Origin of the sequence: Enterococcus sp. ZQ21 (genome assembly GCF_030053755.1) — a bacterium.
GTDB lineage: Bacteria > Bacillota > Bacilli > Lactobacillales > Enterococcaceae > Enterococcus_B > Enterococcus_B lactis.
On the sequence record NZ_CP125658.1, the window covers coordinates 1 to 12696 of the forward strand.

A 12696-nucleotide genomic window follows, 5' to 3' on the forward strand; every position below is an offset into this window, starting at 1 on the left:
ATGGTATCCCTCGATGCTTTATGGAATGAATTAAAAGCAACATACCAAAAGGATTTATCGCCTGCTAGCTATAATACATGGATTGAAACAGCGAACCCTCGAACTCTTGATCAAAACCAGCTCGTTGTTGAGGTTCCTAGCAAGATTCATAAAGAATATTGGGAAAAAAACCTGGCAACAAAAATCGTTGAAGTCGGTTATATGCTATCAGGAAATGAGATTATCCCTCGCTTTATTACTGGCGAAGAAGCAGAGCAAGAAGAAGTTGTAGAAGAGAAAAATCCAAAAGTTGCGGCACCTAGTCCGCTAAAAAAAGCCATGCTGAATCCTAAATATACCTTTGATACGTTTGTCATTGGTAAAGGAAACCAGATGGCTCATGCAGCAGCGCTCGTTGTAGCAGAAGATCCAGGTTCTATTTATAACCCGCTCTTCTTTTATGGAGGCGTAGGACTTGGCAAGACTCACTTGATGCATGCAATCGGTCATCAAATGCTGCAAAGTCAGCCTAATGCCAAAGTAAAATATGTAAGTAGTGAAACTTTTGCTAATGATTTCATCAATTCGATCCAAAACAAAACAGCAGAAGAATTCCGTCAAGAATATCGAAATGTTGATTTACTATTAGTAGATGATATTCAATTTTTCGCAGAAAAAGAAGCTACGCAAGAGGAGTTTTTCCATACTTTCAATGCCTTGTACAATGAAGGTAAACAAATCGTTCTAACCAGTGATCGGTTGCCAAACGAGATTCCGAAATTACAAGAACGCCTTGTTTCTCGCTTTGCATGGGGGCTGTCTGTTGATATTACGCCACCGGACCTTGAAACAAGAACAGCGATTTTGCGTAAAAAAGCAGCAGCTGAACGTCTAGAGATCCCAGATGACACGCTGAGCTATATCGCAGGTCAAATTGATTCTAATATTCGTGAATTAGAAGGGGCACTTGTTCGAGTACAGGCTTTTGCTGCAATGAATAGTGAAGATATTTCGACTAGTCTAGCTGCAGATGCGCTGAAAACGTTGAAATCAGGAAAAGGACATCCTCAATTGTCGATTTTGCAGATCCAAGAAGAAGTGGCAAAGTATTATCACATCCAATTGAAAGATCTCAAAGGGAAGAAACGCGTCAAATCTATTGTTGTTCCTAGACAAATCGCTATGTACTTGGCACGTGAGCTCACAGATAATTCATTACCGAAAATTGGTGCTGAATTCGGCGGCAAGGATCATACAACGGTTATCCATGCCCATGAGAAAATCCAGCAGCTGATGGATTCTAGTGTCAGTATGCAAAATGAAGTATCAGAAATCAAAAACTTTTTACTAAATTAATTTGTCGATTCTACCAACTGAAAATAGCATGTGGATAAAAGAAAAAAACAAGCAAAAGTTATGCACACTTTTTCCACAGCTGTTTTTTCGTTTCTCTCTTGCGTTTTTTGAGTTTTCCACAGAATCAACATGCCCTATTACTTTTATTATTCTTTTTAACTAATAATAAATAAACAAACATTCAAAGGAGATACATCATGAAAGTTACTTTAAACCGAGCTAGCTTTATGCAGGAATTGCAAACTGTTCAACGAGCTATTTCAAGCAAAACCACTATCCCTATTTTGACAGGTGTAAAAATCACACTGACACAAGAAGGTTTGACTTTGACGGGGAGCAACGCTGATATATCAATTGAAACTTTTTTGTCTGTTGAAAACGAAAAAGCAAATATGCAAATCGAATCTACCGGATCAATTGTTTTACAAGCTCGTTTCTTTAGCGAAATCATTCGAAGACTTCCTGAAGAAACATTTACTTTAGAAGTATTAGAAAATAAACAAGTAGCGATCACTTCTGGAAAAGCGAATTTTATCGTGAATGGATTAGATGCAGATAATTATCCTCATCTTCCTGTTGTAGAAAGCCACAACCAGATGAAATTACCAGTACACGTATTGACTAAACTAATCAACGAAACAGTTTTTGCTGTGTCGCAGCATGAGAGTCGTCCGATCTTGACGGGTGTGCATTTTATTTTATCTGATCATTCTTTATTAGCTGTAGCTACTGACTCTCACCGTCTAAGTCAACGCGTGATCCCAGTAGAACAAACGGCTGATCATTTTGATATTGTTATTCCTGGGAAAAGTTTGATCGAATTGTCTCGCTCACTGACAAATGAAGAAGAAATCGTCGAAATCAGCATTATGGAAAACCAAGTCTTGTTCAAAACGGAAACAATGTATTTCTATTCCCGCTTGTTAGAAGGAAACTATCCTGATACCAATCGTTTGATCCCATCAAGCTTTAATACAGAGGTCGAATTTTCTGTTCCTAGTTTTCTAGCGGCAATCGAACGTGCTTCTTTACTTTCTCATGAAGGCCGCAACAATATCGTTCGTTTATCCATCCGTCCAGATGCGGTTGTTTTATACGGAAATTCTCCAGAAATCGGGAAAGTAGAAGAAAGCTTGAGCTATACAGCAAGCAGTGGCGATCCATTGGAGATTTCTTTCAACCCGGATTATATGAAAGCAGCGTTGCGTGCATTTGGAGATATGAGTATCAAGGTAAAATTTATTTCCGCTATTCGACCATTCACGTTGGAACCAACGGAAGATGGCGTTCAATTTATCCAATTGATCACTCCTGTACGTACAAATTAACAAAGATTTTCAAAGATATTGAAAATTTAATTGAAAAGAATTAGAAAAAATAAAATTTAAACAGAAGGCCCTAAAATCTCTTTTAAGGCTTTCTGTTTATTTTTGTTTAAATCACCTTTTTTAGATTAAATCGTCTTATATGGAAAAATATATGGATAAATTTGTTTTATTGCGGAAAAAAAGGTATAATAGAGTATACTTTTAATAATGAAAATGAGGGATGGACATTGAAACAACAAGTCATTCTAAATACGGAATTCATGACGTTGGGTCAAATGCTGAAAGAAGCCACCGTTATCGGTAGTGGCGGACAAGCAAAATGGTATTTGGCAGAAAACACTGTGTTAGTCGATGGCGAGCCGGAAAATCGTCGTGGACGCAAGCTTTATCCCGGTATGATGGTTGAAGTTCCAGAAGTAGGAACTTTTTTTATGGTAAAAAAAGGAAACGACGATAATGAGGCTGAATAAGCTGTATTTAAAAAATTATCGAAATTACGAAGAGCTGAACATCGAATTTTCCAAGAATCTGGTCATTTTTTTAGGTGAAAATGCGCAGGGAAAAACGAATCTTTTGGAAAGTATCTATGTATTGGCTATGACGCGAAGCCATCGGACAAGTAGTGAGCAGGAATTGATTGGTTGGAATGACGATCAGGCAATGATCCAAGGAGAGATCACAAAAGGTTCATCCACTCTCCCATTAGAAATCTTATTATCTAAAAAAGGCCGAAAAACCAAGATCAACCATATCGAACAAAAAAAGTTAAGTACTTACGTGGGACAAATGAATGTCATTTTATTTGCACCAGAGGATCTTTCGTTAGTAAAAGGCAGCCCGCAGATCAGGCGGAAATTTTTAGATATGGAATTAGGTCAGATCAATCCAATCTATCTTTATGATCTTGTCCAATACCAAGCGATTTTGAAGCAAAGAAACCAGTACTTGAAGCAACTGAATGAAAAAAAACAAACTGATTTGCTTTATTTGGATATTTTGTCCGAACAACTAGCAGCGTTTGGCAGCAAAGTATTGAAAGCAAGAGCACAGTTTATCAAGCGATTGGAGTTTTGGGCTAATTCTTTACATCAGCAAATCACACATCACAAAGAGCAGCTGGAAATCGAGTATCTCACCGCAGTCGATTCTTTAGAAACACATACGCAAGAACAAATCCAAGAACAATTTCTCGCACTTTTGAATCAAAATAAAAAGAAAGACCTTTTTCGGGGAACGACGACAGTTGGTCCTCATCGTGACGATCTTTCCTTTTTTATTAATCAGAAAAACGTGCAGACTTATGGATCGCAAGGACAGCAAAGAACGACTGCTCTAAGTGTCAAATTAGCAGAAATCGATTTGATCAAAGAAGAGACAGGGGAATACCCGATCCTATTATTAGATGATGTGATGAGCGAGCTGGATGATAATCGTCAGCTCCATCTGCTGGAAACAATCGAAGGAAAAGTTCAAACGTTCTTAACAACGACGACACTTGACCATGTAAAAAATAAAATGACTGTTGAACCTGAGATTTTTTATGTTCGACAAGGGAAACTAAAAGGAGAAGAAACTGAATGACAGAAGAAAGAAGTTTAGTAGAACGCGCTAAAGAATATGATGCCAGTCAGATTCAAGTACTTGAAGGACTTGAAGCCGTTCGTAAACGACCTGGTATGTATATCGGTTCGACTAGTTCTGAAGGTCTGCATCACCTTGTTTGGGAAATCGTCGATAATTCGATCGATGAAGTATTAGCAGGTTTTGCAACAAAAATCCATGTGATTATAGAAAAAGACAACAGTATCACTGTTATTGACGATGGACGGGGGATACCAGTGGATATCCAAGCAAAAACCGGACGTCCTGCAGTTGAAACGGTCTTTACTGTTTTACATGCTGGAGGAAAATTCGGCGGTGGCGGGTACAAAGTTTCCGGTGGTCTTCATGGAGTGGGATCTTCCGTCGTAAACGCACTTTCTACGCAACTTGATGTCAAAGTATACAAAGAAGGAAATGTGTACTATCAAGAGTATCGTCGTGGAGCTGTAGTGGACGACTTAAAGATCATTGAACAAACGGATCGCCATGGAACAACGGTTCACTTTACGCCAGATCCTGAAATTTTTACAGAGACAACTGAGTTTGATTTTTCAAAATTGGCTACCCGAATCCGTGAACTAGCTTTCTTGAACCGCGGGATGCGTATTTCGATTGAGGACAAAAGAGAAGAAGAACCAGTCATCAATGAATACCATTACGATGGCGGGATCAAAAGTTATGTCGAATACTTGAATGCAAACAAAACCGTGATTTTCCCAGAACCTGTATATTTGGAAGGTGAGCAGCAAGATATCGCAGTTGAAGTCTCTATGCAATATACAGACGGCTACCATTCCAATATCATGAGTTTTGCCAACAATATCCATACGTATGAAGGCGGAACACATGAATCAGGATTCAAGACTGCATTAACTCGGGTGATCAATGATTATGCCCGAAAACAAAAGCTGATGAAAGAAAATGATGACAACTTGACTGGTGAAGACGTGCGAGAAGGATTGACAGCTGTTATTTCTATCAAGCATCCTGACCCTCAATTCGAAGGACAAACAAAAACAAAATTGGGCAATTCCGAAGTACGGACAGTCACTGATCGGTTATTTAGCGAGCATTTCATGAAATTCTTGCTAGAAAATCCAAGTGTGGGCCGTCAAATCGTTGAAAAAGGATTATTAGCTTCCAGAGCTCGTCTAGCAGCGAAACGTGCGCGTGAAGTAACGAGACGTAAAGGTGCTTTAGAGATCAGTAATCTGCCAGGAAAATTAGCAGACTGCTCTAGCAACGATCCTGAAAAATGCGAATTGTTCATCGTCGAAGGAGATTCGGCCGGCGGATCAGCTAAGCAAGGTCGTAATCGAGAATTTCAAGCCATCTTGCCTATTCGTGGGAAAATCTTGAATGTTGAAAAAGCAAGCATGGACAAGATCTTGGCAAATGAAGAGATCCGGTCTTTATTTACTGCTATGGGTACAGGGTTTGGAGAAGATTTCGATGTATCGAAAGCTCGTTATCATAAATTAGTGATCATGACTGATGCCGATGTCGACGGTGCACATATCCGTACATTGTTGCTGACTCTTTTTTACCGTTACATGCGTCCAATTGTTGAAGCTGGTTATGTCTATATTGCTCAGCCACCTTTATACGGGGTAAAACAAGGGAAGAATATCACGTATGTACAACCAGGAAAGAATGCAGAAGAAGAGTTGAAACAAGTCGTTGCTTCACTTCCTGCCTCACCAAAACCAAGTGTTCAGCGGTATAAAGGACTTGGAGAAATGGATGATCATCAACTATGGGAAACAACTATGGACCCAAGTAATCGAATGATGGCCCGCGTCAGCGTGGATGATGCTATCGCGGCAGACCAGATATTTGAAATGTTGATGGGGGATCGAGTAGAACCTCGTCGTGCATTCATCGAGGAAAATGCACATTACGTGAAGAACTTAGATATTTAATCATGAAGGAGGAAAAAGAATGAGTGAAGAAATCAGAGAAAACATCCATGATGTCAATCTAACCAGCGAAATGAAAGACTCCTTCATCGATTATGCGATGAGTGTTATTGTCGCACGTGCACTGCCTGATGTCAGAGATGGTCTGAAACCCGTTCATCGCCGTATTTTATACGGCATGAACGAATTAGGTGTGACACCGGATAAAGCCCATAAAAAATCTGCCAGAATCGTCGGAGATGTCATGGGTAAATACCATCCTCATGGGGATAGTGCAATCTATGAGTCAATGGTACGGATGGCGCAGCCATTTAGCTACCGTTATATGCTAGTGGATGGTCATGGAAACTTTGGTTCTGTTGACGGTGACGGTGCCGCTGCTATGCGTTATACCGAAGCACGGATGAGCAAAATCGCTACAGAAATGCTGCGTGATATCAATAAGAATACTGTGGATTTCCAAAGCAACTATGATGACACAGAAAAAGAACCCGTTGTATTACCTGCTCGCTTCCCTAATCTTTTGGTGAACGGAACGACGGGGATCGCCGTGGGTATGGCAACGAATATCCCACCTCATAATTTGTCTGAGGTAGTAGCGGCTATCGATTTGCTGATGGATAATCCTGATGTGACGACCAATGAATTGATGGAAGTATTACCTGGACCAGATTTTCCAACAGGTGGTTTGGTCATGGGAAAATCAGGAATCCGAAGAGCGTATGAAACAGGTAAAGGTTCTATTACCGTACGTGCAAAAGTTGAGATCACTGAGATGCCAAATGGCAAAGAACGGATCCTCGTGACGGAATTACCTTATATGGTCAATAAAGCAAAATTGATTGAACGGATTTCTGAGTTGCACAGAGACAAGCGTATCGAAGGAATTACGGATTTGCGGGATGAATCTTCCCGTGAAGGCATGCGAATTGTCATTGACGTTCGTCGTGACGCCAGCGCATCAGTTATTTTGAATAACTTATACAAATTGACATCCTTGCAGAATTCATTCGGATTCAATATGTTGGCAATCGAAAAAGGCGTGCCGAAAGTTTTAAGTTTGAAACAAATCCTTGAAAATTATATCGAACATCAACGCGAAGTCATCACACGACGGACGGTCTTTGAAAAAGAAAAAGCAGAAGCAAGAGCACACATCTTAGAAGGTTTGCGTATTGCTTTGGATCATATCGATGAAATCATTGCGATTATCCGCGGGTCTAAATCAGATGACGAAGCAAAAGCAACAATGATCGAACGGTTCGATTTATCCGATCGCCAATCACAAGCTATCTTAGATATGCGTTTGCGTCGATTGACCGGTTTGGAACGGGAAAAAATCGAAAATGAATATCAAGAACTATTGAAACTGATTGAAGATTTGACTGACATTCTGGCAAGACCCGAACGTGTCACAGAAATCATCAAGAATGAATTAGCAGACTTGAATCAACGATTTGGTGATAAACGACGCACAGAATTACTAGTCGGTGAGGTCTTAAGTCTAGAAGATGAAGATTTGATTGAAGAAGAAGAAATCGTTATTACATTGACAAACAATGGTTATATCAAACGTTTGGCAAATAATGAATTCAGAGCTCAACGAAGAGGCGGGCGTGGTGTCCAAGGAATGGGTATCCACAATGACGACTTCGTCAAGAATCTAGTTTCTTGTTCTACCCATGATACATTGTTATTCTTTACGAATAACGGAAAAGTGTATCGGGCAAAAGGATACGAAATTCCAGAATACGGGCGTACAGCCAAAGGAATCCCAATCATCAATTTGCTGGGTATCGACTCGAGTGAAAGCATCCAAGCAATTATTGCGGTGACGGGAGAAGCAGAAGAAGGCCACTATCTTTTCTTTACGACGCGTCAAGGTACAGTTAAACGTACGTCTGTCACTGCTTTCGCTAACATTCGAAGCAATGGCCTGATTGCAATTGGTTTGAAAGAAGATGACGAATTAGTCAATGTTCTATTGACAGACGGACAGTCAAATATCATCATTGGCACACATAACGGCTACTCTGTGACCTTCAAAGAAGAAGCAGTCCGCGATATGGGACGTACAGCTTCCGGCGTCAGAGGGATACGTCTGCGTGAGGAAGATTACGTCGTTGGGGCAGCCTTGATGAAGGAAGACCAAGAAGTACTGGTGATTACAGAAAAAGGTTACGGAAAACGGACCAAAGTATCGGAATATCCAGTGAAAGGCCGCGGAGGTAAAGGGATCAAAACGGCGAATATCACTGAAAAAAATGGTCCACTAGCCGGATTGACCACTGTTTCTGGAAATGAAGACATCATGCTGATTACAGATAAAGGTGTGATTATCCGTTTCAACGTATCGACTGTTTCTCAAACTGGACGTTCAACATTGGGTGTACGTTTGATGAAGATGGAAGCTGATACGAAAGTCGTCACAATGGCAGCAGTCGAGCCAGAAGCGGTAGAACAAACAGTTGAAGAGCAAGCAACAGAAGAATAACCATCAAGACTAAGTGTGTAAGCTAGCAAGAATGACCGATTAAAAAATCTGGTTATTCCTGCTAGCTTTTTTGATTAATTGAATTTCTCTTAAAATATTTGAAACTGTTTATTCTGTATTGCTTTTGACCAAAATAGAGTGTATAATCAAAGCTTGTGAGTAGTCTAATTAATTAGATAACTCTCCTTGCTCTTAGGAACCTAAGAGCCGAAAGTCCACAGGGAGGTGAATATCAATGGAAAACACGAAATATGAAATCATGTACATTATTCGTCCAAACATTGATGAAGAAGCAAAAACTGCTTTAATCGAACGTTTCGATGCAATCTTGAAAGATAACGGAGCAGAAGTTATCGAATCAAAAGATTGGGAAAAACGCCGTTTCGCTTATGAAATGAACGGTTACCGTGAAGGTATCTATCACATCGTTAAAGTATCTTCTCCATCATCAGCAAATGCTGTCAGTGAATTTGACCGTCTTGCTAAAATCAACGACGATATCATTCGTCACATGATTGTTAAAGAAGAAGCTTAATTGTTGTTTCATGTGAAACAATAGAAAAACGATGAGAGGAGATGACTATTTTGATTAATAATGTTGTATTAGTTGGACGTCTGACGAAAGATCCAGATTTGCGTTACACAGCAAGTGGTACGGCAGTCGCAACATTTACTTTGGCTGTGAATCGTAATTTTACAAACCAAAGCGGCAATCGCGAGGCTGATTTTATCAACTGTGTGATTTGGCGCAAATCAGCAGAAACTTTAGCAAACTATGCTCGTAAAGGAACACTTTTAGGTGTTACTGGACGTATCCAAACTCGTTCTTATGATAATCAGCAAGGACAACGTGTATACGTAACAGAAGTAGTAGCTGACAACTTCCAATTGCTGGAAAGTCGTTCTGCATCTGAAAATCGCCAACAAAGCGGCGGATTCCAAAGTTCTGGTCAATCAGCTGGCGGATTTGGCGGAAACAATAACTCTAATCAAACATCTCAATCATCCAACGGTATGCCTGATTTCGACCGTGATACTTCTGACCCATTCGGCTCAAGTTCAACGATCGACATTTCAGATGATGATTTACCATTCTAAACGAATTTGATAGGAGGGAAATAGAATGGCACAACAAAGAAGAGGCGGACGTAAACGTCGTAAAGTAGACTACATTGCTGCTAACCATATTGAATATATCGATTATAAAGATATCGAATTACTAAAAAGATTTATTTCAGAACGCGGTAAAATCTTGCCACGTCGTGTAACTGGTACAGGCGCTAAAAACCAACGTAAAATTACTGTTGCAATCAAACGCGCACGTATCATGGGCTTGCTACCTTTCGTTAGCGAAGACTAATAAATCCGAGGAATTGAATGACTGATCCTTTTGATCAGCTATTCAATTCTTTTTTTTCTGTAAAAATAACCGATATTCGTTTAGTCGCTTGAATGACGAAAGTTATGGTAAAATCAAGTTAGTCATATATGGGAGGAAAATCATGGAAAATAAAAACAATCATTTATCCCCAAAACCTCTCTTCCTTATCCTGTTTATACTAATCGAAGTATTGGTAGTCTTAATTTTACCATTTCGTTTTGTTAGCGCTTCGGTCATTCTTTTGATGAATTTATGGGGCGTTCGCTATTGGTTGAAAATGAAACGCTGGCTTACTTTAAATAAACGTGAAAAAATCCAGCAGGCTTCGACCGTAGCCGAAACAAATCTGGCTTATGTCTCAGAAGTCATGCCTGTAGGAGTGATTGCTTATCAGCCATCAAGCCAAAAAATCGAATGGCTCAATCCTTTAGCATTGAAAGTCAAAGATCAAAGTGGATTAACAGAGGAAGAATTGTTAGATACTTTTTTTACTGCAAAAGAAAAAAAGAAAAACCAAGTCTATCTAGCAGATAAAACATTTCAGTTTGATATGGATACAGTAAAGGGTGTCGTTTATTTTAATGATATCACCCAAAACCAGTTATTGAAACTTCATCAGGCGAACAGTCAGCCAGTGATCGGTATTTTATCTATTGATAACTATGCAGATGCTATTGATAAATTGGATGACAAAGAGATTTCTTATTTGAACTCTTTCGTCACTACACTTGTTTCTGACTGGATGAATGAATACCATGTCTTTTTCAAAAGAATCAACGCAGAACGGTTTTTCTTCGTCGCGCAGATGATCGATCTGAAAAAGATGATGGATAAAAAATTTGATTTGTTGGATCGCTTTCGAGCAGAAGCTGAAAAACAGAGCTCGCCTATCACCTTGAGTATGGGGATTGCTTATGGCGAAAGATCCCTCGATGAAATCGGTGGAGAAGCTCAGAACAATTTAGATGTTGCTCTAGTCCGCGGAGGCGACCAAGTTGTCGTGAAAGAGGTAAAAGAAGGAGCGAAACCTGTTTATTATGGCGGTAAATCAGCTAAGAATGTCAAACGCACGCGTGTCCGTTCTCGAGCGATGAGTACTGCTTTGCGCCGGATTTTTGATGAAACAGGCGATGTGTTCATCATGGGACACAAATTTCCGGATATGGATGCTTTAGGCTCTGCTTTTGGTGTCAGTTGTCTTGCACGCTTCAACCAGAAAAAGGCTTATATCGTTATCAACGAGAACGAGATCATTCCAGATGTAGAACGTTGTCTCGAAGAAATCCATAAACATCCAGAATTAGAAATGCAATTGATCTCTCCAGAACGCGCCATAGAGCTGAAAAAAGATGAAGACCTCCTCGTGATGGTGGATTATCATAAACCTTCTCTATCGATCTCTCAGAGCCTATATGAGCAATTTGATAAGATCGTGATCATTGATCATCACCGCCGAGGGGAAGAGTTTCCAAGCAAGCCTTTGCTGACTTATATCGAATCTTCAGCCTCTTCCGCTTCAGAGCTAGTTTCTGAACTGATCCAATACCAAAGCAGCAAAACGAATCGCTTAGATCGTTTTGAGGCCACACTATTACTTGCAGGGATGGTTGTAGATACGAATAGTTTCAATGTTCGTACAACTGCACGAACTTTTGATGTTGCCAGCTATTTAAGGTCTTGTGGAGCAGACGCATCCTTAGTACAATATTTATTGAGCTCGGACTTAGCGACATACTTGGAAATCAGTCATTTGATTGCTGGAAGCGAGTATGTGACTTCTGATATTGTTGTGGCGGCAGGAACAGATGAAAAAGAGTATAATAGTGTCATAGCGGCAAAAACAGCAGATACACTGCTTTCGATGATCAATATCAACGCAGCTTTCGTCATTACGAAGCGGACAGACGGATTGATTGGGATCAGTGCCCGAAGTACCGGTACGATCAATGTCCAAATCATCATGGAATCCTTAGGTGGTGGAGGACACTTCACAAATGCAGCTACTCAACTGGAGAATACGACAGTTGAAGAAACAAAACAGAAGCTTTTTGCTGCAATCAAAGAAAATATGAATCAAATATATGATAAGGAGTAATCCAAATGAAAGTAATTTTTTTACAAGACGTAAAAGGAAAAGGTAAAAAAGGGGACATCAAAGAAGTTCCAGCAGGTTATGCACAAAATTATCTAATCAAAAATAACTTGGCAAAAGAAGCAACGAAAAGTAGTATCAGTCAGTTAGCTGGACAGAAGAAAGCCCAAGAAAAACACGAAGCTGAAATCTTGGAAGAAGCTAAAAAATTAAAAGACTTCTTGGAAAAAGAAGATACGGTAGTCGAGTTAAAAGCAAAAGCAGGGGAAGACAGCCGTTTGTTTGGATCGATTCCTTCAAAACAAATTGCTGAAGGGCTAAACAAACAATACAAAATCAAATTAGATAAACGAAAAATCGAACTAGAAAACCCAATCCGTTCGCTAGGCTACACAAACGTACCTGTGAAGTTGCATCATGAGGTGACGGCTACGATCAAAGTTCATGTCGTACAAGAATAACAAGTCTTGATAGTGATGTTCAGCTGGTAAGAAGAACCAGAAGGAGAAAAGACAAACCGAAATTTATCTGAGAAAAGCAGCTGC

Annotated in this window: 11 protein-coding genes; all 11 read left to right on the forward strand. The window is 39.8% G+C overall.

The window, feature by feature from the left end; translation table 11 throughout:
* The 11 genes from dnaA to rplI all read left to right on the forward strand — a co-directional run bounded on the left by dnaA (position 1) and on the right by rplI (position 12612).
* Complete coding sequence (gene dnaA, locus QK255_RS00005; protein ID WP_002293122.1) at positions 1 to 1335, forward strand: chromosomal replication initiator protein DnaA; 1335 nt, start codon at positions 1 to 3, stop codon at positions 1333 to 1335.
* A gap of 197 nt (positions 1336 to 1532) precedes the next feature.
* Positions 1533 to 2663: a DNA polymerase III subunit beta gene (gene dnaN / locus QK255_RS00010; protein ID WP_002293124.1), complete on the forward strand. Its 1131-nt coding sequence runs from the start codon at positions 1533 to 1535 to the stop codon at positions 2661 to 2663.
* 227 nt (positions 2664 to 2890) lie between these two features.
* Positions 2891 to 3133 carry a S4 domain-containing protein YaaA gene (gene yaaA, locus QK255_RS00015; protein WP_002293125.1) on the forward strand — a complete coding sequence of 81 codons (243 nt, stop codon included), beginning with the start codon at positions 2891 to 2893 and terminating at the stop codon, positions 3131 to 3133.
* Positions 3120 to 4244 carry a DNA replication/repair protein RecF gene (gene recF / locus QK255_RS00020; protein WP_002293126.1) on the forward strand — a complete coding sequence of 375 codons (1125 nt, stop codon included), beginning with the start codon at positions 3120 to 3122 and terminating at the stop codon, positions 4242 to 4244. The genes yaaA and recF overlap by 14 nt, the downstream gene beginning before the upstream one ends.
* A complete protein-coding gene (gyrB, locus tag QK255_RS00025; RefSeq protein ID WP_002288364.1) occupies positions 4241 to 6187 on the forward strand; it encodes a DNA topoisomerase (ATP-hydrolyzing) subunit B in 1947 nt (648 codons plus the stop codon). Before recF ends, gyrB begins: the two co-directional genes overlap by 4 nt.
* A gap of 19 nt (positions 6188 to 6206) precedes the next feature.
* Positions 6207 to 8678, forward strand: a complete 2472-nt coding sequence (gyrA, locus tag QK255_RS00030) for a DNA gyrase subunit A (protein WP_002293127.1) — start codon at positions 6207 to 6209, stop codon at positions 8676 to 8678.
* 235 nt (positions 8679 to 8913) lie between these two features.
* The gene (rpsF, locus tag QK255_RS00035) at positions 8914 to 9213 is read left to right on the forward strand and encodes a 30S ribosomal protein S6 (RefSeq protein WP_002293129.1); all 300 of its coding nucleotides are present in this window, start codon (positions 8914 to 8916) and stop codon (positions 9211 to 9213) included.
* A gap of 50 nt (positions 9214 to 9263) precedes the next feature.
* The gene (gene ssb / locus QK255_RS00040) at positions 9264 to 9776 is read left to right on the forward strand and encodes a single-stranded DNA-binding protein (RefSeq protein ID WP_002288368.1); all 513 of its coding nucleotides are present in this window, start codon (positions 9264 to 9266) and stop codon (positions 9774 to 9776) included.
* 25 nt (positions 9777 to 9801) lie between these two features.
* Positions 9802 to 10038: a 30S ribosomal protein S18 gene (gene rpsR, locus QK255_RS00045; RefSeq protein ID WP_002288370.1), complete on the forward strand. Its 237-nt coding sequence runs from the start codon at positions 9802 to 9804 to the stop codon at positions 10036 to 10038.
* 142 nt (positions 10039 to 10180) lie between these two features.
* Positions 10181 to 12154 carry a DHH family phosphoesterase gene (locus QK255_RS00050; protein ID WP_002293131.1) on the forward strand — a complete coding sequence of 658 codons (1974 nt, stop codon included), beginning with the start codon at positions 10181 to 10183 and terminating at the stop codon, positions 12152 to 12154.
* Between the two features lie 5 nt (positions 12155 to 12159).
* Positions 12160 to 12612: a 50S ribosomal protein L9 gene (gene rplI / locus QK255_RS00055; protein ID WP_002293132.1), complete on the forward strand. Its 453-nt coding sequence runs from the start codon at positions 12160 to 12162 to the stop codon at positions 12610 to 12612.
* Positions 12613 to 12696 lie beyond the last annotated feature (84 nt).